The organism is Pseudoalteromonas sp. T1lg88, assembly GCF_002964765.1.
GTDB lineage: Bacteria > Pseudomonadota > Gammaproteobacteria > Enterobacterales > Alteromonadaceae > Pseudoalteromonas.
The window spans coordinates 183,669-206,448 of the sequence record NZ_PQCF01000031.1 but is presented as its reverse complement, the minus strand read 5'-3'; the positions used below and the strand labels follow the sequence as shown (position 1 = coordinate 206,448).

Annotated in this window: 17 protein-coding genes; 14 read left to right on the top strand and 3 right to left on the bottom strand. The window is 49.3% G+C overall.

All coding sequences use genetic code 11. The annotated features are described in order from the left end of the window. Nucleotides 1-60 precede the first annotated feature (60 nt). The 13 genes from C2M34_RS10075 to C2M34_RS10020 all read left to right on the top strand — a co-directional run bounded on the left by C2M34_RS10075 (nt 61) and on the right by C2M34_RS10020 (nt 16,083). Nucleotides 61-453, top strand: a complete 393-nt coding sequence (locus C2M34_RS10075) for a DUF3592 domain-containing protein (RefSeq protein ID WP_234398794.1) — start codon at nt 61-63, stop codon at nt 451-453. A 255-nt stretch (nt 454-708) separates the two neighbouring features. Continuing rightward, nucleotides 709-1,464, top strand: a complete 756-nt coding sequence (locus C2M34_RS10070; protein WP_105258692.1) for a DUF3450 domain-containing protein — start codon at nt 709-711, stop codon at nt 1,462-1,464. 61 nt (nt 1,465-1,525) lie between these two features. Then, the gene (locus C2M34_RS10065) at nt 1,526-2,845 is read left to right on the top strand and encodes a MotA/TolQ/ExbB proton channel family protein (protein ID WP_442792788.1); all 1,320 of its coding nucleotides are present in this window, start codon (nt 1,526-1,528) and stop codon (nt 2,843-2,845) included. A 3-nt stretch (nt 2,846-2,848) separates the two neighbouring features. Continuing rightward, nucleotides 2,849-3,376: a MotA/TolQ/ExbB proton channel family protein gene (locus C2M34_RS10060; protein WP_105188934.1), complete on the top strand. Its 528-nt coding sequence runs from the start codon at nt 2,849-2,851 to the stop codon at nt 3,374-3,376. A 48-nt stretch (nt 3,377-3,424) separates the two neighbouring features. Then, nucleotides 3,425-3,835 carry an ExbD/TolR family protein gene (locus C2M34_RS10055; protein WP_105201368.1) on the top strand — a complete coding sequence of 137 codons (411 nt, stop codon included), beginning with the start codon at nt 3,425-3,427 and terminating at the stop codon, nt 3,833-3,835. 10 nt (nt 3,836-3,845) lie between these two features. Next, nucleotides 3,846-4,451, top strand: coding sequence for an energy transducer TonB (locus C2M34_RS10050; protein WP_105188932.1), 606 nt, complete (start codon nt 3,846-3,848; stop codon nt 4,449-4,451). 46 nt (nt 4,452-4,497) lie between these two features. Next, nucleotides 4,498-5,811, top strand: coding sequence for a tetratricopeptide repeat protein (locus C2M34_RS10045; RefSeq protein WP_105258690.1), 1,314 nt, complete (start codon nt 4,498-4,500; stop codon nt 5,809-5,811). 250 nt (nt 5,812-6,061) lie between these two features. Then, nucleotides 6,062-7,669 carry a hypothetical protein gene (locus C2M34_RS10040; protein ID WP_234398793.1) on the top strand — a complete coding sequence of 536 codons (1,608 nt, stop codon included), beginning with the start codon at nt 6,062-6,064 and terminating at the stop codon, nt 7,667-7,669. A 75-nt stretch (nt 7,670-7,744) separates the two neighbouring features. Continuing rightward, nucleotides 7,745-9,919, top strand: a complete 2,175-nt coding sequence (locus C2M34_RS10035) for a TonB-dependent receptor domain-containing protein (RefSeq protein WP_442792786.1) — start codon at nt 7,745-7,747, stop codon at nt 9,917-9,919. Then, nucleotides 9,895-10,467 (top strand): TonB-dependent receptor domain-containing protein, encoded by a 573-nt coding sequence (locus C2M34_RS16085; protein ID WP_442792785.1) that lies wholly within the window; start codon nt 9,895-9,897, stop codon nt 10,465-10,467. The genes C2M34_RS10035 and C2M34_RS16085 overlap by 25 nt, the downstream gene beginning before the upstream one ends. A gap of 219 nt (nt 10,468-10,686) precedes the next feature. After that, nucleotides 10,687-11,796 (top strand): aspartate-semialdehyde dehydrogenase, encoded by a 1,110-nt coding sequence (gene asd, locus C2M34_RS10030; protein ID WP_105258688.1) that lies wholly within the window; start codon nt 10,687-10,689, stop codon nt 11,794-11,796. Nucleotides 11,797-11,976: 180 nt separating this feature from the next. Beyond that, nucleotides 11,977-12,768 carry a substrate-binding periplasmic protein gene (locus tag C2M34_RS10025; protein ID WP_158681422.1) on the top strand — a complete coding sequence of 264 codons (792 nt, stop codon included), beginning with the start codon at nt 11,977-11,979 and terminating at the stop codon, nt 12,766-12,768. A 117-nt stretch (nt 12,769-12,885) separates the two neighbouring features. Further along, entirely contained in the window at nt 12,886-16,083 is a 3,198-nt protein-coding gene (locus C2M34_RS10020) for an HD domain-containing phosphohydrolase (RefSeq protein ID WP_105258686.1), read from the top strand. Here C2M34_RS10020 and C2M34_RS10015 read toward each other — a convergent pair. Both C2M34_RS10015 and C2M34_RS10010 read right to left on the bottom strand, forming a co-directional pair. After that, complete coding sequence (locus C2M34_RS10015; protein WP_158681421.1) at nt 16,080-17,087, bottom strand: proprotein convertase P-domain-containing protein; 1,008 nt, start codon at nt 17,085-17,087, stop codon at nt 16,080-16,082. The two genes, C2M34_RS10020 and C2M34_RS10015, sit on opposite strands and share 4 nt — an antisense overlap. A gap of 125 nt (nt 17,088-17,212) precedes the next feature. Next, nucleotides 17,213-20,710: a S8 family serine peptidase gene (locus C2M34_RS10010; RefSeq protein ID WP_105201360.1), complete on the bottom strand. Its 3,498-nt coding sequence runs from the start codon at nt 20,708-20,710 to the stop codon at nt 17,213-17,215. Nucleotides 20,711-21,613: 903 nt separating this feature from the next. On the opposite strand from C2M34_RS10010, the gene C2M34_RS15725 reads away from it, so the two are divergent. Further along, the gene (locus tag C2M34_RS15725) at nt 21,614-21,796 is read left to right on the top strand and encodes a hypothetical protein (protein WP_158677999.1); all 183 of its coding nucleotides are present in this window, start codon (nt 21,614-21,616) and stop codon (nt 21,794-21,796) included. Here the strand turns inward: C2M34_RS15725 and C2M34_RS10005 are convergent. Continuing rightward, the coding region (locus C2M34_RS10005; protein ID WP_199878785.1) for a proprotein convertase P-domain-containing protein at nt 21,793-22,780 on the bottom strand (988 nt) is incomplete at its 5' end. The two genes, C2M34_RS15725 and C2M34_RS10005, sit on opposite strands and share 4 nt — an antisense overlap.

The window sequence follows — 22,780 nt, the reverse complement described above, 5'->3', positions numbered from 1 at the left end:
TAATTCATATGCTTGTAAAATAATGATATAAATTTTATCGTGATAATAAAGGGAAAGGTGATGAATATTAATCCGGTGCCATTATTTGGCGGTCTTATCTTTGCTGCCGTTGGTGCGTATATCCTCTTCGACTACTACCATTTTAATAAAAGTGCGCTTAAAACACAGGGCAAAATAATTGCCTATGATGAGTATCTCAGCAAGAACTCGGATGGACACAAACGCATGCAATATCGGCCGCATTTTGAGTATTCAGTCAATGGCCAGCGTTTTGTGGTTATCTCAAAAGCGTCATTTAACAGCAAAGTGATCCCCGTGGGGCATATGGCCGAGGTGTTATACCAACGGGGGGATGAAGCCAATGGCCGCCTGGCCAAGGGCCATGGCTACCTGCTAGGTCTTATCTTTGTTGGCCTTTCGGCTCCTGCCTTATACTTTGGACTCGGTGGCTAAGCACAGCCGCCTCAGTAAAGCGCCTAAATCTACTTCCGCCGCTCAGTGCCTGACGGCGCCAGAAGTTGTCCCCCATACGGAAATAGCGCACCCGTCCTGCCATTATAAATTCGTATAAGACATTTGTATGACATTTGTAACTAAAGTGTATTATTTGCGCAACACGGCTGTCACTTTTGTTCTCTAGACTTTCGCCCATCTTACATTCGTGCCGGAAATCCGGTACAGCATTAAGCTCAAAATAAGGTGTATGCGATGAAAGGCGTTAAACCCCTGATATTGGCTTCACTGGTGGCTGCGAGCAGCTCACAGGTAATGGCCAATGAACTTCAGACAGTTAAACAAAAAAGTGGTGAGATCAACCAAATAGCCACGCAATCTCAAACAAAAATAGACACGATTGCCGACAACATGCAAACCCGTTTTCAAAAGTTCAAGGCACTCAATAAAGAGATCGATGGCCTTAGCGTGTACAACGCTCAGCTAACCAAGCAAGTGGCCAATCAGGTCGAAGAAATGGCCAATATCAATGCCTCTATGGATCAGGTATCGGTGATTGAGCGTCAAATCACGCCGCTGATGCTGCGCATGATCGAAGGCCTTGAGCAGTTTGTTGCTCTGGATGTGCCTTTCCTTACACAAGAGCGTAACGAGCGCATTGCCAAGTTGAGCGAAATGATGGATCGCGCCGATGTCACATCGAGCGAAAAATTCCGTCGTGTCCTGGAAGCCTACCAGGTGGAAGTGGACTATGGCCGTACCATTGAAGCCTACACCAGTTTATTGGATGTCAATGGCACCGAGCGCGAAGTGGACTTCCTACGCATCGGTCGTCTTGAGCTTATTTACCTTACCCGCGATGGCAAGCAAGCCGGTGCCTGGGACAAAGAGCAAAAAGCCTTTGTTAACCTGCCGGACTCAAGCATTAGCCAAATCAGCAAAGGCTTACGCATTGCTCGTAAGCAGTTAGCCCCAGACATGTTAACCCTGCCTGTTCAAGCTGCGGAATAAGAAGGTATTGACGATGAAATTAGTGAAAAAATTTACCCAAAGCGCCGCATTAGTGGCCACTATGGCAATGTCGCACGCGGCGATGGCCAATGACGCCATGGACCTGGATGCGCTATTAAAGACCTTACAGCAGGGCAAGATTGCCCAGTCTCAAGAAAACCAAGAGCGTGAAAAGGCATTCCTGGCCCGTCAAAGCGAGCAACTGCAAATGTTGCGCAGCGCCGAGCAAACACGTAACGCCAAACTACAAGAGTCTGAGCGCTTAGAGACCGCGTTTGAAGACAATGAAGTAAAACTGGCGCAGCTAAGCGACACCCTGCAAAACCGCATGGGTACGCTTAAAGAGCTATTCGGTGTGCTGCAACAGGTGGCCGGTGACAGCTCGAACAAGTTTGCTACTTCTGTGGTGTCCGCCGAGCTGCAAGGTCGTGATGTGTTTATGGACGAGCTGGCGCAGCAAATGGGCTCAACCTCCAAGCTTGCTTCTATCGAAGACATCGAGCAGGTGTGGTTCGAACTACAGCGCGAAATGACAGAGCAGGGCAAGGTATCACGCTTTAACACCGAAGTGATCGTCGCCGGTGGCGCCAAAGAGAACAAAGAAGTGCTGCGCGTGGGTGCCTTTAACCTGGTTGCCGATGGCAAATACCTGGAATACAACAATGTAACCAATACCTTGTCTGAGCTAACGCGTCAGCCGGTTGCCCGTTACACCTCAAGTGCCGCCGAGCTACAACAGTCAAAAGATGGTTTTGTGCAGTTCGCCCTTGACCCAACCGGTGGTTCTATCCTGGGCCTCTTGGTACAAGCCCCTGACACCGAAGAGCGTGTACACCAAGGTGGCACGGTAGGTTATGTGATCCTTGCGGTAGGTGCCTTGGCACTGATCATCGCCCTTGAGCGCTTTATCTCACTTATGCTTATCGGCGGCAAAATCCGTCGTCAGCTTAAAGACAAGGTGGCTCGCGACGACAACCCGCTTGGCCGCGTAATGAAGGTTAAAGATCAGTATCCCGATGTTGCCCACGACACATTAGAGCTGAAGCTATCCGAAGCCATTTTGCGTGAAATGCCGAAGATCACCCGTAACCTGACGCTTATTAAGATCATCTCTGTGGTAGCACCACTGCTGGGTCTACTGGGTACGGTAACCGGTATGATCAACACCTTCCAGGCCATCACCTTGTTTGGTACAGGTGACCCTAAACTCATGGCCGGCGGTATCTCGCAAGCCCTGGTAACTACGGTATTGGGTCTGGTTGTGGCCATCCCAACGGTATTCCTATACACGCTACTGAATACGCGCTCTAAGAACCTGCTGTTGATTCTACAAGAGCAAAGTGCCGGCCTGATTGCTGAGCGCAGCGAAAAAGGAGCGTAAATCATGGTGCTATTGATTGATTGGATCAATGCAATTCGTGATTTTCTCGACACAGGTGGCCAGGTTCTCCTGGTCATCGGCATCCTCATCTTCGCCATGTGGTTGCTAATACTTGAGCGCTTTATGTACTTCTTCGGTGGTTATGTGAAGTACAAAAAATCGGTGCGGTCCGATTGGTACAACCGCCCGGAGCGCAATAGCTGGAATGCCGAGCAAATTCGCCAAGCGATGATCTCAAGAGCAGGGATGAAACTAAACACCAACCTGGCTTTGATCAACGTGATGGTGGCCTTGTGTCCACTGCTTGGTTTGTTAGGTACGGTTACCGGCATGATCGAGGTATTCGATGTGATGGCGGTTACCGGCACCGGCAGTGCTCGCTCCATGGCCTCCGGGGTGTCCAAAGCGACCATCCCTACCATGGCTGGCATGGTTGGCGCGCTATCCGGGGTATTTGCCTCGACCTTTTTACAGCGCCGCGCCAAACGAGAAGTCGAATTGTTAGAAGACAAGATGGTCCTGGACCACTAAGTTGCGATGATTATCTGCCTGCGCTTTGGCGCAGGCAAGGAGAGTAAAATGAGAGCCCCATTAGGTAAAATTTTTCAAGAAGACGAAGCCGAAGAAATTAACATGACACCCATGCTCGACGTGGTCTTCATCATGCTTATCTTCTTTATCGTTACCGCCTCCTTCGTTAAAGAAGCAGGTATCGATGTAAACCGCCCTGAAGCCGCCACCGCGGTGAAGAAGGAACGTGCCAGCATCTTGGTGGCCATTTCCGATGAAGGCGAGATTTGGATCAACAAGCGCCAGGTAGACGTACGTGCGGTGCAGGCCAATATCGAGCGCCTAAAAGCGGAAAACCCACAGGGTAGTGTAGTGATCCAGGCCGATAAGAAGGCCACCACGGACACCCTGATCAAGGTAATGGACGCCGCCCGCGCCGCCGGTGTGTTTGATGTATCCATCGCCGCGCAAGAAGCCTAAGGAGCGATAGATGCGTTATTTAATCGCTTTAATTATCGCCGCGGTCGTGACCTTTATGCTGTTTTTAGGCATGCAGGCGCTGATCAACGGCGGTGAAGGCGCGATGACCGAACCGGCCAAAGGCAACGTGCTTGACTTCGTGCGCTTGAAGCAAGAAGAAACGGTGGAGAAAAAAGAGCGTAAGCCGCAAAAGCCACCGACACCCAAAGAGCCGCCACCGCCGTTGGAGTCACCGCAAACACAAAGTAGCGATGCCAATGCCAGCAATGCCAACTTCGACTTTAGCGCCGATATCAGCGCCGATGTTGACCTGGGTAATGGTTTGGCACTGGAAAGCAGCGACGGCGAATACCTGCCGATCGTTAAGGTGTCGCCCGTGTATCCGCGTCGTGCCTTATCCCGTGGTATCGAAGGCTATGTGATCGTTGAATTTACCGTGACCAAACAAGGCACGGTGCGCGACCCCAAGGTGCTCAAGGCCGAGCCCGAGTCAATCTTTGACCGTGCCGCCATGGATGCCGCGCTGAAGTTTAAATATAAGCCGCGCATCGTCAATGGCGAAGCGGTGGAAGTAGGCGGCGTACAAAACCGCATCAGCTTCGAGATTAATGGTTAATAAACTGTGCCCTGCGGGGCGCAGGTTGCGATTTTAGAGGTTTACTATGAACAAGTTGAACTCACTGTTTCTTTTTGCCGGCTTAACATCGGCAACCTTAGTGCTGCCGAGCATGGCCAGCATGATCCCGGGTGTGGCCCTGGCCTCTGCCCATGCCGAGCAAGGCGAGCAAAAGACCAAGCGCGTACCGGCGCTGCGCGATAAGGTGTACAGCCAACTGGCGCGGGCGCAAAAAATGGCCGATGACGGCGATGTGGCCGGCGGTCTGGCGGCACTGGATTCGGTGAAAGAGCGCTCATCAAGCATGAACGCCTATGAAAAAGCCATGATGTATAACTTCTACGGCTTTATCTATTACAACGAAAACCGTTTGCCCGAAGCCATTAAGGCGTTTGAGCAGGTGGTTGCCGAAGACGCCATTCCCGAGTCGTTGCAGTTGAGCACCTTGTTCTCGTTGGCGCAGCTGTCTATGGCCAATGAAGACTACCAGGGCTCGGTTGCCTATCTAAATAGATGGGATAAGGTCAATACTAAGCCCAAGCCGGACAGCTATTATGTGCTTAAGTCTCAGGCCTTCTACCAGATGAACAAGTATGATGACGCCCTGGGTGCCATCAACACGGCCATTACCCTGGCCGAAAAAGACGGCAAAACCCCGAAAGAAAACTGGCTGGTCTTGCAACGTGCCCTGTATTACTCGCTGCAGCAGCCGGAAATGGTGGTCAGCGTACTTGAAAAAATGATCGCTCTCTATAACAAGCCGGAATACTGGGTACAGCTTAGTGGTATGTACGGCGAAGTAGGGCGCGAAAAAGATCAGTTGGACACCATAGAGGCGGCCTACCAGCAGGGCTATCTAAAGACCAAGGGCGACCTTCGCAACCTGGCACAAATCTATATGTTTAACGGCTTGCCCTACAAAGCGGCCAAGGTGATGAAACAGGCCCAGGCCAAGGGCGTGGTTGAAGACAATGTCAAAAACAATGCCTTTATCGCCGAAGCCTATGTGCAAGCCAAGGAAGAGCGCAAGGCCATCGGCTTCTTTGAGAAAGCCGCAGCAGCCGAGCGGTCGGGTATTTATGATCAGCGCCTGGCTGAGGTGTATATCAACCTTGAGCTTTTCTCCGAGGCAGCCGATGCCGCCCGTGAGGCGCTGGATAAGGGTGGACTGGACTTTGAGTCGAACGCCTATGTGGCCCTGGGGATGGCGCAATTTAACCTGCAAAACTTCGATGCCTCTATTTTGGCATTCGAGCAGGCTGAAAAGCACAAGCGCTCTGAGCGTTTAGCCCAACAATGGATCAAATACGTGAAGAACGAAAAGTTACACGCAGAGACATTAAAACAAGCGCTTTTATAATCTATAAATGGGTTTGATTATTTTATTTCTATTTATTTTTTTTAGAATAAAAATAACTTTTTCTTGAAATATAATCGCAACACCAAAGCCGCCTAAGGGTGGCTTTTTTCGTTTTTACAATGAGTTATAAAAATTAATAATGTAACCATTTCTTTAAATTTGTGTCACCCGAGTGTCATAAACCTTCCGTATCTTAACCATCAGCTAAATAACTGCGCTAACAATATAAAATTTTTGAACTACGGAGTTTATGATGAAACTTTCAGACTTTTTCAAAGTCAGCCTTGTGGCTTCTGCTGTAACACTTGCAGCTTGTGGTGGCGATGTGAATATTACCCCTACTAACATTGATAACAGTGTAGACAATTCAGTAGATAATTCTGGTAATGGCGGTACTGGTGAAACGCTAAACTGTGCCAGCTATATCCTGGACGGTGCTGAATTCACCGGTGAAGCAGAAGGTACAAACTGTGTATACAGCCAGGCATTTGCCAGCAACGCTAAAGAAATCACAAGCTCATTTGTTATTCCTGCTCTAGACAATAACGGCGCTCATATTTTTGAAGGTGCACTATTTATCGGTGATGACGTTGACACATCAACGGGTGCTGTTATCGATGGTGACGGCCCAACGCTAACAATTGAAGCGGGTGCAACCATTGCCTTCACTAAGCCTGAAAGCTTTATTCGTATCGCTCGTGGCGCCAACATCGAAGCAATTGGTGAAATAGACAAGCCAATCATTTTCACCAGCATCAAAGAAGTAGACGGTGATGACACCACTACAGCTCAGATTGGTGACTGGGGTGGTGTACAGATTAATGGTCGTGGCCATTCTATCCGTTGTTCTGCAGATGCAGCAGCACAAGACATGTGTAACCACTCAGCTGAAGGTATCGTTTCATACTATGGCGGTAACGATCCAGCGGACAACAGCGGTGTACTTAAGCACATCGTTATCAAATACGCAGGTTTCGGTGTTGAAGGTGACGAGCTAAACGGCCTAACACTTAACGCGGTAGGTTCTGGTACAACAATCGACTACGTACACGTACACAATGGTTTTGACGATGGTATCGAACTATTCGGTGGTAGCGTTGACCTTAAACACATCGTTGTTACAGAAACAGGCGATGACGGTATCGACTGGGATGAAGGCTGGAAAGGTAACGGTCAGTTTATCCTGGTACGTTCTAACCAATACGGTAACCACGGCTTTGAGACAGATGGTGCTAAAGTTGACCCGCTATCAACAGACGGTCAAAACCTGGTAACAACCGTTTCTAACCCAATCATTTCTAACGCTACCGTGGTTACTACTGGTGACCAAGGTGCTGAAGGTCGTCGTACTGGCGCCGGCATGGAAATGAAAGAATGGGGCAAAGCGCAACTGGCTAACATGCTGTTCGTTAATTCTTCTTCTGTAGATGGCGCCGGCTGTTTTGACCTGTATAACGAAAAAGACCTATCAGGTGCAGCGGGCGTACACGCCAATGCAAACAATGGCGATATTGCTTTCATGAGCTCGGTATTTGCCTGTGGCAAGAACTTTGAAACTGTGAACACTGCGCTAACAGGTGACCTAGCTGGCTTTGATGCTCAGACATGGTTCACGTCTGGCGAAAACAACCAGCTTATCGGTTTTGCTGATTTCGCGAACGTAGTTGGTGCCGATGGCGTATCTACTAAAACGTCAATGACTGATGCCGATGGCAACGTAGTAGCCGTAACTGCAAAAGACATGAGCGCTGTAAATTCTTTCTTCACTAACGCTGGTTATGTTGGTGCGCTTCAAGAAGGCGAAACTAGCGAGTGGGCTCAGTTCGTAGCTGCATCACTTGCTCGTGCTGATAACTAATCTAGACCAGTTCTGATGTAAAAAAGGCGCTTCGGCGCCTTTGTTCAAGGAATTTCCGGTTTAGAGGATGAAATTATGAAACAATATAAGCAGTTTAAAGCGAACTTAATTACTTTATCCATGCTCTCGCTTTTCTCTTCTTTTTCCTCTTACGCAGCAGATGCAGAAGATGTGATTAATGAAGATGCCATCGAGGAAGTTGTGGCCACTGGGACACGCTTGAAAGGGAGCGCCAGTGCGGTAATTGAGGAGCGTAAAAATCAGGCATTCGTTGCCGATATCATGGGCTCAGAGCAAATCTCCCGTACCGGCGACAGCGATGCGGCTTCGGCGTTACGCCGTGTAACCGGCCTGTCCCTGGTAAACGATAAGTTTATTTATGTACGTGGTCTGGGTGAGCGTTATTCAAGTGTGCGTTTAAATGGTGCGACGGTACCAAGTCCTGACTTGACCCGTAACGTCATCCCTTTGGATATCTTTCCATCGAGCATTATCGAATCACTGGCGGTGCAAAAAGCCTATTCACCGAATATGCCGGCAGCCTTTGGTGGTGGTGATGTAAACATTCGCACCAAGAGTATCCCTAGCGATACTGTGTTTAAATTCGAAATCGGTGCTGCCTATAAGGACACCAACGATGAAGGCTACACCTACAATGGTGGCGATGATGATTGGTTAGGTACCGATGACGGTACACGTGCGATGCCAACCTTGGTTAAAGATGCACTTAATACCTATGTGAACGGTTTGTCGGACATCTCTATTCGTAACATTCGCGAAATCGAGTCACAACGTCTGGGTTCCGATATTGGCCAGGACGCCGCCATTGCAATCAATAAGCAATTAACTAAAGCCTTGCCTCGTGACTTTGGCCTGGAAGAAGAAAGCCTGGATCCGGACTTCGATGTGAAGGCCGTCTATGGTGACCGCTTCGATGACCTGTTTGGTTTGGGCGGTTCATTCGGGTTTTTAACCTCGGTTGCCTACGAAAACGAATGGTCTAACTCAGAGCAATTCAGTGCGGTACTGTCTTCTGTGGATGCATCGGAATTTGAATGCTCTCAAGAAGACTTTACCTGTTACTCTGCGTCGGATAAAAAAGTATCAACTAAACACAATGTTAAGTTGAACACCTCGGTTAACCTTGGTTATAAGCTTGATGGTCACGATCTGACCGCGACCTACATGAAGCTACGCGATAGTGAAGATGAAGCGTCGGTATCACTGTACCAAGAGCCATCTAAGTCTCTGAGCATTGCCGATGGTCAGTTACAACGTAGCCATCTAACCTCGTTCGAAGAGCGTGAACTCGACATTCTTCAGCTGCGCGGTATGCATAACCTGGATTGGGGCTTTTTATCGGGCATTGGCATCGATTGGCAATACACCGACTCAGAAGCAACCACGGAAATCCCGGGTGAGCTGGAAGTGACGGTTCGTGATGAGTACGAAAACGGTCAGTACAAGCGTACCTTCTATAACGGCAGCCTGGGTGGTAACCCTTACCTGTATCGCTTTGTCGATTTAGAAGACAAGGTTGAGAACTGGGGTGTGAATGTCAATAGGGCGTTCTACTTTGAGGGCGGCAACCTAGAGTTGGCTGGTGGCGGTTACTTCATTGAGAAAACCCGTGATTATCGTACCGACTTCTTTAACTACCGTTTTGGCCAAACGCAGTCGTTAGAGTTGGCGCAATCGGAAGAAGAAGCACTGTCAATCGGTAGCTTTTTCAAGGATGACAGCGTAGTTGATAACACCGAAGTCGAGTTACTGTTCCAAGAACCAACCGCAGACGATTACCTCGCGGCGCAGATGATTGATGCTTACTATGGCTCATTCGATCTAACGTTTGCCGAAGACTGGCGTTTAAGTGGCGGTGTACGCTATGAAGACTTCCGTCAAGTGGCGTTGGCGTTCTCACGCTCGGCGTTTGACCCAGCCCTACTTGAAGACAAGCTAAGTGCTGAAGCCATTGAGCAGGCAACCGTGATGGAAGACGAGTACTTCTCGTCACTGTCTATGACTTACAGTCAAGAGGGTTACCAACTGCGCTTTGGTTATGGTCGTACTGTAGTTCGTCCAGACTTGCGTGAACTGAGTCCAGTACAGTTCCAGGACCCATTAACCGATTATCGTACATTAGGTAATCCGTTCTTGAAGTCGAGCCACTTGGACAACTTCGATGCCCGTGTTGAATTCTACATGGACAATGGCGATAACTACTCGTGGGTGCCTTCTATAAGGATATAGATAAGCCAATTGAGGCTTTATTGACCGAAAGCGATGGCCGTTTCACGCTGCAATTTGATAATGCAGATAACGCCTATGTTTATGGTATTGAGGCGGAGTGGTTAACCGAATTGCACAGTGATCTGCTCGGCGGTGCCTTCTTTACCTCGGGTAACCTGACGGTGAGTGATTCAGAAGTAGAAATCTTGGAATCACAACGTGGCGACTTGACTAATCTTAAGCGCCGCATGACAGGTCACTCTGAGTATGTTGCTAACTTGCAGTTGAACTATGACTCGCACAACGGCATGCATCAAGCATCACTGATTTACAACGTATTCGGTGACCGTATTCTCGCCGCAGGCGTGAATAACTTTGATGATGCTTATGAGCAGCCAATGCACTCACTCGATTTGGTATACAGCTACTACCCAACGTTTAACACCACGGTGACGTTTAAAGCCAAGAACATGCTTGGACAAGACTTTGAAGTGGAACAAAACGATGTGCTGATCCGCGAAAGTGAAAAACCGATGGAGTTTAGCTTAGACTTCGCTTACGAATTCTAACCCTTAGCACCTAAATTAAAAACCCGGCAGTTGCTGGGTTTTTTTATGCTCGAAGCCTTGTCACAGGCGTAAAAAACCGCCCAATATATGAAATAAATTTAAGTTGTAGTCCTGCCACTAGAGTAAAGCGCCAAGCAGTGTTATTGTCAGCCCATACCTAGGTATACACTTAGGGGACTCACGCAATATGTTGAACTTATTTTTCAAAAGGAAAAAGTAATGAAAAAAGTAGGCCTAGTCGGCTGGCGCGGTATGGTTGGCTCCGTACTGCTTGAGCGCATGCAACAAGAGCAGGACTTTGCACATATTGACGTGACCTTTTTTACCACCTCGCAAACCGGCCAGTTGGGACCGGACATTGCCGGTACCCCTAAGCCATTGCAAAGTGCCTATGATCTTGAAGCGCTGGCGCAAATGGACATCATATTGACCTGTCAGGGTGGCGACTACACCCATGAAGTTTACCAAAGCCTGCGTGATAAGGGTTGGCAGGGCTATTGGATCGATGCCGCCTCGGCACTGCGTATGAGCGATGAAAGCATTATTGTGCTCGACCCGGTAAATAAGGATGTGATCGAGCAAGGCCTGGAGCAGGGCGTTAAAACCTTTGTCGGCGGTAATTGTACCGTTTCCTTAATGCTATTAGCCCTGGGCGGATTGTTTGAACGCGATTTGATCGAATGGGTCAGCCCCATGACCTATCAGGCGGCCTCCGGTGCCGGTGCCCGCAACATGAAAGAGCTGCTCGTGCAAATGGGGCAACTCCATGATGTGGTGGCCGACCAGGTGCAAGACCCAAGTGCCGCTATTCTCGATATAGATAAAAAAGTGGCGACTAAAATGCAAGACGGCTCCTTGGCCTGCGACCAGTTCGGTGTGCCGCTGGCTGGCAGCTTGATCCCCTGGATTGATGTACCCATGCCGTCGGGGCAAAGCAAGGAAGAATGGAAAGCCGAGGTTGAAGCCAATAAAATTCTAGGCTCCAGCAAACAGCCTATTCCCGTCGATGGTTTATGTGTGCGTGTCGGCATGATGCGTTGCCATGCTCAGGCGCTAACCATCAAGTTACGCGAAGATATCAGCGTCAGCGAGATTGAAGAGATCCTTGGTGCCCATAACGACTGGGTTGAGGTAATTGCTAACGACCGCGAGACATCGAGCAAGGAGCTTACGCCGGTAAATGTGGCGGGGACCCTGCGTATTCCGGTAGGCCGTATTCGCAAATTGAGCATGGGGCCAAAGTACATCAGCGCCTTTACCGTAGGCGACCAACTCTTGTGGGGCGCCGCCGAGCCGCTGCGTCGCATGTTGCGGATCATCTGCGGATAAACAATGAATCCTGAAAAGCGGCCTATGCGCCGCTTTTTTAGTGCCTTATAATGCCCGATGGCGGTGGACAATCGGCCCATTGTCGCCTAGCATAAATCTAGGTAACAGTCTGATACATAGGGATATACTCTGTCTATGACTGGTAAATTGATGCGCTTTCTCGAAGGCAAGAAGGAAAGGATGACTAAGGTGTTAAGAGCGCTGCTTTTGTCGCTGGTGGTACTGGCCACTCACACCAGTTTTGCCCATGAACTCAAGGGCGCTTTTCCGGAACATTTTCCGCCTTTTAGCATTACCGGTGAGCCCATGCAGGGCATTATTCCCGATATGCTTAAGGCCATGAACCGAACCAGCGATCACGCCTATGTTGCTACTCCCTATGCCCGCCATTCCTTAAAACTCCTCGCCGAAGGACAATTGGATTTCCTTTTTGACTCGCAAACCTGGTGTAAAGACGGTGATAACTATTACTGGAGTGAGCCTATTGCCGAGGTTAAGGATATTCTGGTGATGCGCGCCAATTCAGAGCAGGCGTTTAAGAGCCTGGATGAGCTCGTGGCATTTTCCCAAGCTCGGGAGCAGGCCCTGCTGGTAGCGGGACGCTATGAATATACCTATCCGAGCCTGGAGCCCTTGTTCGCTAAAGCCAAGTTAAGGCGAAAAAACTTTTACAGTGATTTGAATATGATTAAAGCACTGCAAAACGCCGAGCACAGTGGAGTTGAGGCGGTGGTGATGTCGGCGTTGGTATTCGATTATTTGGCCGTCAAGCATCCCGAGCTGACAAAGGGCCTGATAAAGTCGAGCTTTGCGGTTCATATCGCGCCCTATCAGTTTCGTTTTCCCCGTAACGATAACGGTAAAATAAACATGATGTACACCAACAGGCTGCTAGGCCAGTTGCAATCCAGCGGCGCACTTGAGGAGATCATAGGTAAATACAGCACAAGCCAAATAAACCACTCGCACTAATCCTTTTTCCCTGATTTCAGCCCAAATCCCCTTGGGACGCTCTGATCTTAAAGAAAAAATCCAAATTTGTATTAAGCTTGAACTAGCTAATTTTTTATCGTGTGACTGCTCAAACTTATGGATGTTGCTCCCAAACGAACCCGTTTCACCATACGTGTCACCCTGATCACCTCCTTTGTCGTGGCCTGCGCCTTCACCGCCTTGGTGGCCATTGGTCTGCAGTTTGTATTCAGTAACAACCTGGCCAAGAGCAGCGCCCAGGAAAAGTTTCAGGGTATTGCCGCTAATAGCAGCGAGCAGGCACTGCTGCAGGAGCAAAGTGCCCTGGGCCTGGCTCGTAGCCTAAAGCATAGTTTCGGTAACCGGGAGCTCAGTGCCGTACACCTGAGTAAGCAGCAATTGTTGGCTTTTAGTAGCTTGTTGGAGGGCAATCCCAAGGTCTTTTCTTTATTTATCGGTTTTGCCAACGGCGATTATCTTGAGCTGTCGAACTTAGAGTCGGCCCGGAACTTGCGTCAGCTATGGGGCGCGGCGCCCAGTGACCGCTGGGTCTTGCTTAGCATCAGCGAACAAAGGGGCACACGCGGTGGCACACGCGGGGGCACACGCGAACAAACGCTTTCTTACCTCAATAGTGATCTAAGCATTCGCCACAGCGAAGTTCATGGCAGTAAGTACAACGCCAGTACCCGCCCTTGGTTCAAGCTCGCGACCAGGGATAAGGTCTATAAGATGCCGCCTTATCTGTTTAATTTTGTACGTCAGCCAGGCAGCAGCTACAGCATTAAAAGCGAGCGCGGCGATGTCTTTGGTACCAATATATTGCTGTCATCTCTGGCCGAATATATGGCCATCGAGGGGCACGGGCAGGGCGCTCAAGCCTATATGTTCGACGACAATGGCGTGCTTAGGGCACAGCGTTTGGGCAAAGAAGAGCCAATTATAGCGCCAGGCGCCACACTCTCACTGTCAGGCGATGAGCAAAGGTTATTGCAAAGCATAGGCACCCTAAGGGTAGGGGTGATGGATGATTATCCGCCGTTTGAATACAACCTGTCTGGGCAACCCAGGGGATATGGCCTGGAGCACTTGCAGCTGATCGCCGCCATGCTCGGTCTGGAGCTTGAATTGATCAATGGCTATAGCTTTCCCGAGCTGATAGAGCAGTTAAAACAGGGGCAACTGGATATGCTGCTGGGGCTGATGAAAACCGAACAACGCTTAGAGTTTGGTGCCTACGCCCAGCCCTATTATCTTCCAGAAGTGGTGTTTGCTACCGCAAACCTTGATCTGGCAACAAGGCCGCAGTTAGCGTCGTTGGCGACAAAGCGCATTGCCGCGCAAAGAGGCTACGCCATCACCCGCTTCCTACGTCAACAGTTGCCGCAGGCGCAGTTTATCGAATACAAGGATACGCTGACGGCCATGCGTGCCCTGGAGCGCGGTGAGGTGGATGCAGTGTTCGACCTAAAAGTGGTGCTGCAATATATCGAAAAGTACTTTTTTATCGATACCCTGCATCGCAGTGCCGAAGTGGAAGAGTTTAAGGGCCGAACCGAGTTTGGTTTACATCATTTTGTGCGCCAGGACTTGGCCGAGCTCATTCCCCTGATAGATAAGGCGCAAGCAGAGCTGGAGCCGCAAATTCTAACCGCTTTAGAGCAAAAATGGCTGCGCTTTGACGGCCAAGATCACCAAGGTACCCAGGCCTTAACCCAGGTACCATCGCCAAAAATACTTGCCCTGGCAAAAGACGTTAACAGCCATAATAAGTTGCACAGCATTAGCCTTAACGGCGAACAACACCTGATATATGTTAGCGCCATCACTGGCTTGATGAAGAGCAACAGCCGTGAGTATCTGGCGTTTTTGGTGAGCGAGCGTCAGGCCTTTGCTCAGCTCAACACCTATGTGCGTAACGCTATTATCATCACTCTCGCGGTGTTAGCCCTGGTGCTTCTGCTGATCACCCAATTGGCCCGAGCCATGGCCAGTCCGATCCAACGATTGATCGAAGAAAACCAAAAGATCAGTCATCGCAACTATAACGAAGTGCATTATGTCTCCTCACACATAGAAGAAATCCACCAGCTGTCGCAATCTCTGGTCAATATGTCCGAGTCCATTTGTGACTTCGAGGCCGGGCAAAAAGAACTGCTCGACTCTTTTATACAGTTGATAGCCCAGGCCATAGATGAAAAATCTCCCTATACCGGCGGCCACTGTGCCCGGGTGCCGGAGCTGGCTCTGATGCTGGCGCACCACGCTCATGAGAGTCAAACCCAGGTGTTCGCCGACTTTCGCTTTCGCTCCCAGGAGCAATGGCGCGAATTTGAAGTGGCAGCCTGGCTTCATGATTGCGGCAAGATCACCACGCCCGAGCACATAGTTGATAAGGGCTCAAAGCTTGAGTGTATCTACAACCGCATTCATGAATTACGTATGCGTTTTGAGGTGCTGTTACGTGACGCCGAAATAAGCTATTTACACGCATTACAAGCAGCTCCAGAGGACAAAAAGAAACTGGCGTCAAAGTGGCAAGGCCAGCGTCGAGAGATCATGGATGATTTCGAGTTTATCGCCCGCTGCAATATTGGCGGCGAGGCTATGGCCGAGGAAGATATCGCCCGTTTACACAAGATCAGTGAGCGCACCTGGTATCGCACGCTAAGCGATCGAGTGGGATTGTCACCGGCGGAGCAACGTCATATGGAAGACTTTGCCCCCTTTACTCCGGGGTTTGAAGCCGTGTTAAGCGATAAACCTGAGCACATTTATAAACGCCAACGCGATATCGCCGCTCGCGACAAGGGTTTTGGCTTTAATATGAAGGTTCCGGAAAATAAGCAAAACCTCGGCGAGCTCACCAATTTGAGTATCACGCGCGGTACCTTAACCGATGAGGACAGATACATTATTAACGAGCATATCACCACCACCATTCGCATGTTAGAAACCTTGCCTTTACCCCAGGAGCTGGCTCGGGTACCGGAATATGCTGGTGGTCATCATGAGAAACTCGATGGCAAGGGGTACCCGCGAGGACTGCGCGCCGAGCAAATGTCGATACCGGCAAAGATCATGGCCATTGCCGATATCTTCGAGGCATTAACGGCCAATGACAGGCCTTACAAGCAGGCGAAAACCTTGTCCCAGGCGCTTAAGATCATGAAGAGGATGGTGGCCGATGAGCATATCGACCGGGATCTGTTTAATTTGTTCCTAACCGAAAACGTTTATCTCGCCTATGCGGAGCAGTTTTTACTGCCCGAGCAAATTGATGCCATAGATATTAATGACTACCTGAGCGATTAGCGCAATAGGCGCTGTCCAGGAGGCAGGCTGCTGAAGCCGTCTAAATGCAGCTTCCAGTTGCGCAGCTCACCAACATTACCTGGGGCCTTGTCGATAATACGCAGGCGCCAGGGGCCGTATGCATTTTCGCCGTTAAAGGTGTCTATTTTATAGATTTGATTTATGTCATCACCTGAGCCGCCATTACGGTTATGCAGGCTATGCACATTGCCGCTTGGTGACACCAATTGGATGGACAGGTCGCTGCGCCAGGTATGGCGTACCGCCAATTCCACGGCCAATGAAAAGGTGCTCATCTGTTGCGGCACAAAGATCTCGCTTTCTTGAGCAACGGCACCATTGTCGACTATGCTCATCGGCTCGTCGTTGTTAAAACTGTAGGGTTGCACGCCTGGAGGCAGAATCTTTAAGGTCACCGACTGCTGTTTTAACTGGCTATCCTGGTGGGCGGTGAGGGTAAAGACATAATCGCCCCATTGGGTTTTGTTTTTGGTTGGCACTTCCAGGGTAAAGGGCATGCCGGCGTTGATTTCGTGGTGCGATAGTTTGGCCCCAGGGAGTGAGGAGGCTAAGGAAAGGCGCAATGTACCATTAAAACCATCGATGATACGGCTTTCGCAATTGAACTTGGCGGTATCACCGGCGTTGATGGTGAGCACCGAACTGGCACACTGCAAATTAAATTTAGGGTCCAGCTTATCCTTTTTGGCAGCGGCATTGGCCGTTGGTGTACCACCGGATATGCTCTCACCAACCAAGGTATCTATGCTTTTTGCCGCATAGGGCAGTTGGGTGCGAGAGGCGAGACGCAATGGGTTGTTTGAAAAAAGAGGAGTGCTAAGTTGCCATTGTGAGCCGATTGACGAGCCTGTGGTGTGTAGCGCATAGCTGTCATTGATATCGATATTGTGTGCCGCATAAACGTCAGCGTCGCTTGCCAGCATACAAGCTAGGGTTGCGGTTGCTATCAGTGGATAGCGGATCAGGGTTGAAAGATTAGCCACAATAAAGCTCCGGGTTTTCGAACATTAATACAATCCCTATTTTCTCTTGTTGATTTACGCTCTAGAGATAAACGTAAATTAAGAAGAAAAAGGAAGGCTCTAGAGAGCCTTCCAGGGGTTACAGCTTACTTACGTTTACCGTTGCCTTTTGACTTAGGAGAAGCCGCGATGGTTTCTTCTAAAGAACAGTTGGCAGTGCCAGTTTCACATACTTGGTAAGTGAAGCTGGTAGCGGTTGAGTTAAAGCGGTCTGTGTAGTCTGTTTTTCTCACAGCTGAGGCAACTAGGGCACCATCGCGGTATACATCAAACTCAGTTGCAGTTTGTGCAGTCCAAGATAGATCCGTTGTTACTCGGTTACCGTCGGTTTCAGCTGTACCTTGTACAAAGATAGTTGGCACTGGTACAGGCTCAGTCACAGTTACGTCTTTAGTGATTGAGTGCTGGGCACCGTCATCATCGCTTACAGTTAGGGTTACAGTGTAAGTACCCGCAGCTGTGTAGCTGTGTGAAGGGTTAGCTAGAGTTGAGCTAGCGCCGTCACCGAAGTCCCAAGAGTGAGTTGTTACCGCACCGTCAGTGTCACCAGATAGGTCGCTGAACTGTACGTCCAGGTCAGTAGCGGCGAACGTGAAGTCAGCTACAGGTGCTAGGTTAGCTGGCGCGTCTACGATAGTGAAGCTTACTTGTGCTTGGTCGAACGCGTCTTGTGAGTCAGTCGCAATAGCAGTCACGATGTGGTCACCAGCGCCTAGTGTGTTGATGCTGAATAGAGCACCAGTACCGATTAGGCCGTTGAAGTTATCGTACCAGCTGATACCTGCGCTTAGGTCACCGTCTTCAGCGTCGGTTGCCGTACCGTCGAAGGTGATGCTGTCACCTAGGTTGAAGCTAGTGCCACCCATAGGTGCATTGATAGTCATCACTGGGGCTTGGTTTTCAGCCGGAGGCGGAAGTACCGCGTTGCCGTTTGATACCGAGATGCTCCAGTTGTTCAGTACGCCGTTCATGGTGTAGCTTGACGTATCTTCAACAAACAGACGCCATGTACCCATGCTTGACTCGCCTGCAAACTCAACCGGTGTAAAGGTGTGTACCAGGTCTGCGTTCCAGAATTGACGCCAAGTTACCAGTTTAACCGTGGTGCCAGTTGGAGACTGTAGCCATACGTTCAAGTATTGAACCGAGTTAAATGAGATATCAACATTTACTTCAATTGCATCGATAGCAACGCCGGTAGGCAGGTCGATTTCAGTAAAGACTTTACCACCCATCTCAGGCATAGCGATTGCTGTGTTGTTTGCACCGCTTACCGTAGTGTTAGCGTTAGCAACAGACAGTTCAACCGTTTCACTGCTGCTTTGGCCGGCAGAGTCTGTTGAAGTCGCTGTGATCACGTGGTCGCCTACCGACAGGTCAGACTTAGTGAATGAAGTGCCGTTACCGATTACACCGTCGATGCTTGACGTCCAAACGATGCCAGCTGTCAGGTCGCCGTCTTCGGTGTCGTTAGAGCTTGCGCTGAAGCTGATAGTTTCACCGTTCAAGAATGCGCCCTGGTTAGCAGGAGTTGCTATCTGTACGTTTGGCGCAAAGTCTGTGCCAGCTGTAGGTGCGCCAGTTAGTTTTAGTGACCAGCTGTTGATAGCCCCCGTGTCGCCTGCAACTTCATCAACGACTTTCAGTTGCCACTCACCCAGTGCGTTGTCCAACTCGTATTCGGTAGGAATAAAGTTACCAACAAGGCCTGTGCCGTTACCACCCGCACGGTCGTGCAGAATAACTTCTTCGCCGGCTGGTGAAATGACAGACACTACCATGTCTGATGCCCAAGTGTGTGTGATGTCAACAAACACTTCAACCTGAGTTAGCGTCATGTCGTAAGGAACATTGATGCTGCTGGTTGCTGGGTTTGAAGGATCGTCATCGCTGATAGGCACGATTTCGTTGTTGGTCAGCATAGTAGAAACTGTACCTTGAGGCCATACTTTCAGCTCTAGGTTGATGTTCTTAGACACGCTGCCATCAGTGGCATTGACAGTCAAATTGTACGTACCAGGCGCAGTTTGCGCTGTCGTATTGATAGTCATGGTGTTCGTGGTGTCGCCCGCAACCGGGTTTTGTGCGAAGACCACGTCAGCGTTAAGCGCAGGAATGCTGGTCAGGCTCATAGTTGCTGTGCCGTTGAAACCGCCTGCTGCAACTAGGTCGATTGAGTAAGCCTGGCTGTCGCCTTGGTTGATGGTTGATTTACTTGGCGTTGCTTCCATGAAGAAAGAAGGACCCGCGCCGCCCGAATCGATTAGTGCATTGGCAACGTTCAAACGCTTACCAGAGATGGTTTTACCTGCCAAAGCCGCAAGCGTATCACCTGTATTCATTAATACACTTTTTAGCTGTGATGTAGTCAGGTTCGGGTTGCCCGCAAGGAGCAGGGCTGCAGCGCCAACTACGTGAGGTGTGGCCATTGACGTACCGCTGAAGGTGTCGTAGCTGTTGTTAGGCGTAGTTGACAGGATGAATGAACCAGGTGCAGCCAAGTGAACCAGCTGATCACCATAGTTTGAGAAACCAGACAGGTTGTCGGCGCTATCGGTTGAAGCTACTGCTACTACGTTTGGTACATCGTAACCCGCAGGGTAGAAACCGCCGTTGTCGATGTCAGCAGAGTCGTTACCCGCTGCCGCTACGAATAGCATATCGGCGTTGTTGGCTGCTGTGATTGCATCTTTAAGCGTTTGCGTGAAACCACCGCCACCCCAGCTGTTGTTTAGAACGCGAACGTTGTTACCGGCATTTTTAAGACCGATCATATAGTCGATACACTGTACGCCGTCGGCTAGAGTACCGCCGCCCGTGCCAAGGAAGCTACAACCTACCATGCTGGTTTGCCAGTTAACACCGACAACACCCAGGTTGTTGTTACCTTTGGCGCCGATAGTACCGGATACGTGAGTACCGTGAGAACCTGTGTCAGACGGGTTACCATTGTCTAGGATGGCTGAGATACCGTGGATGTCATCGATATAACCGTTACCGTCATCATCGATACCGTTGCCCGCGATTTCATTCGGGTTGGTCCAGATGTTGTTAGCCAAGTCTGGGTGGTTGAAATCGAAACCTGTATCGATAACACCAACAACAACAGAAGAATCACCGATTACATAGTCCCAAGCTGTTTCAGCTTGAATCTTCTGCATGCCGTAAAGGCTTGCATATGAAGTATCATTTGGAACTGCAGTAGTGTGTACTATGTAGTTAGGCTCTGCGTATTCTACAAGTGGGTGGTTTTGAAGGCTGGCAAGTACCGCATCAACTTTACGGCCTTGACCAAGCTCTAGCACCGCTAGACGACCGTTGGCAATGTTACGTAAACGGTCATCAACACCGTCGTTGTTTTTATCTTTGAAAGATACGCCGAGATTACGAGTAAGGTCTTTACGATCTTTTTTATCTACTTTTTGTTTGAACTTAACGATAACTGATTGTTGATCGTAGTCAGGTGTTGCTTTGAACGGTGCTTTAGCAACCGCTAGGGCTACAGGGCTGATACCAGCTAGTAGTGTTGTACCTACTAGGGCGTTTATTAATTTGGAAGATGACTTCTTGGGCGTTTTCATCATCTGATCTCCTGTTGTGTGTAAATTTAACTTATGGTTGTTTTATTTGTACGCACCCACTTCATTTTCATTCTCCCTGTAAGTCGTCGCACGATCGCACTTATTGTATCCATATGCATATATTTATATGCCTTTATTTGCATATGATCAATAAATAATAAACAAAAAATTCACATTTATTCATAATTGGTGTGTAAACACATACTTTTGCATGATTTAAAAGGGGTTTTTATTACGGGGTGATGGCAAAATAATTTCAGTTTTTCGAAGGCTTTCTTGTTTCTTATGTATTGATGTGCAATTTGCAATAGATTTGTTGGCAGGAAAAAAGTGCTATAAAACCAATGGTTATTCAGTTTTTTGTGATATTTATGCGCTGATGCCTGGGTGCGTTTGTTCTCTTTAGGAATGCGATTAAAAAGCTTAATTGTATATGGGTTATGTACGGGCAGCCTGAGTGGCGGCGTCCACCCTATAAGGATGTTGTATACAAAGTATGTAGAGCAAAGTCGCACAGAGAGGGGGGGAACTCTCGTTCTTGGTAGAGATTCACCATCAAACGGCCGTTATGGCGGGCTCTGATCCATTCCCGATGTCAATATACGGAATTTTAATGGTGCATCTGTCGTTTGCGTCGGGCACGTAGCGCTCTGCTTGTATGCGTTTTATAGCTGTTAATTTCTCGAGTGTTACTTGGGGAGTGTGCAGAGCATATGTATAGGCTGTATACAAAGAAAAAGTAGAGACCATGGGATGCGCTCTGCTTAAGGTCCGACTGTAAATTGATTTATTCAGGTTAGAAAGAGAACATTTGCTCAGCAGCACATTCTGTGGGCCTTGCTCACAGGCCTCAGAGGTGAGGGTGCCGCTTACCTAGCGTCAGAGATATCGCTGTGCAGAGTGCTGTTGGCTACAGTGGCAATTTTGGCACCGTCGTTTTCTCTAGCTTTTATGGTTGCCGATGAGCATATCGACCGGGCCCTGTTTAATGTGTTCCTAACCGAAAACGTTTACCTGGCCTATGCAGAACAGTTTTTACTGTCCGAGCAAATCCATGCCATAGATATCAACGACTGCCTGTGCGATTAGCGCAGTAGGCGCTGTCCAGGAGGCAGGCTGCTGAAGCCGTCTAAATGCAGCTTCCAGTTGCGCAGTTCACCAACATTGCCCGGAGCCTTGTCGATAATACGCAGCCGCCAGGGACCATACGCATTCTCGCCGTTAAAGGTGTCTATTTTATAGATTTGATTTATATCATCACCTGAGCCGCCATTACGGTTATGCAGGCTATGCACACTGCCGCCGGGAGAGACCAGCTCGATGGCAAGATCGCTGCGCCAGCTATGGCGTACCGCCAATTCCACAGCCAACGAAAAGGTGCTCATTTGTTGCGGCACAAAGATCTCGCTTTCTTGAGCAACGGCACCATTGTCGACTATGCTCATCGGCTCGTCATTGTTGAAACTGTAGGGTTGCACGCCTGGAGGCAGAATCTTTAAGGTCACCGACTGTTGTTTTAACTGGTTGTCTTTATGGGCGGTGATCGTAAACACATAATCGCCCCACTGGGTTTTGTTTTTGGTTGGCACTTCCAGGGTAAAGGGCATGCCGGCGTTGATTTCGCGGTGCGATAGTTTGGCCCCAGGTAGTGAGGAGGCTAAGGAAAGACGCAATGTACCATTAAAACCATCAATGATACGGCTTTCGCAATTGAACTTGGCGGTATCACCGGCGTTGATGGTGAGCACCGAACTGGCACACTGCAAATTAAATTTAGGGTCTAGCTTATCCGTTTTGGCTGCGCCATTGGCCGTTGGTGTACCACCGGATATGCTCTCGCTAACCAAGGCATCGATGCTTTTCGCCGCATATGGCAGTTGGGTGCGAGATGCAATACGTAGAGGGTTGTTCGAAAAAAGCGGGTTGCTAAGTTGCCATTGTGAGCCGATTGACGAGCCTGTGGTATGTAGCGCATAGCTGTCATTGATATCGATATTGTGTGCCGCATAAACGTCTGCGTCGTTTGCCAGCATACAAGCCAGGGTTGCGGTTGCTAGTAGTGGATAGCGGATT

Bases quoted from the DNA above. Each gene is read 5' to 3' on its own strand.
- C2M34_RS10075 (WP_234398794.1), top strand. From the start codon at position 61: ATGAATATTAATCCGGTGCCATTATTTGGCGGTCTTATCTTTGCTGCC.
- C2M34_RS10070 (WP_105258692.1), top strand. From the start codon at position 709: ATGAAAGGCGTTAAACCCCTGATATTGGCTTCACTGGTGGCTGCGAGC.
- C2M34_RS10065 (WP_442792788.1), top strand. From the start codon at position 1,526: ATGGCAATGTCGCACGCGGCGATGGCCAATGACGCCATGGACCTGGAT.
- C2M34_RS10060 (WP_105188934.1), top strand. From the start codon at position 2,849: ATGGTGCTATTGATTGATTGGATCAATGCAATTCGTGATTTTCTCGAC.
- C2M34_RS10055 (WP_105201368.1), top strand. From the start codon at position 3,425: ATGAGAGCCCCATTAGGTAAAATTTTTCAAGAAGACGAAGCCGAAGAA.
- C2M34_RS10050 (WP_105188932.1), top strand. From the start codon at position 3,846: ATGCGTTATTTAATCGCTTTAATTATCGCCGCGGTCGTGACCTTTATG.
- C2M34_RS10045 (WP_105258690.1), top strand. From the start codon at position 4,498: ATGAACAAGTTGAACTCACTGTTTCTTTTTGCCGGCTTAACATCGGCA.
- C2M34_RS10040 (WP_234398793.1), top strand. From the start codon at position 6,062: ATGATGAAACTTTCAGACTTTTTCAAAGTCAGCCTTGTGGCTTCTGCT.
- C2M34_RS10035 (WP_442792786.1), top strand. From the start codon at position 7,745: ATGAAACAATATAAGCAGTTTAAAGCGAACTTAATTACTTTATCCATG.
- asd (WP_105258688.1), top strand. From the start codon at position 10,687: ATGAAAAAAGTAGGCCTAGTCGGCTGGCGCGGTATGGTTGGCTCCGTA.
- C2M34_RS10025 (WP_158681422.1), top strand. From the start codon at position 11,977: ATGACTAAGGTGTTAAGAGCGCTGCTTTTGTCGCTGGTGGTACTGGCC.
- C2M34_RS10020 (WP_105258686.1), top strand. From the start codon at position 12,886: ATGGATGTTGCTCCCAAACGAACCCGTTTCACCATACGTGTCACCCTG.
- C2M34_RS10010 (WP_105201360.1), bottom strand. From the start codon at position 20,710: ATGATGAAAACGCCCAAGAAGTCATCTTCCAAATTAATAAACGCCCTA.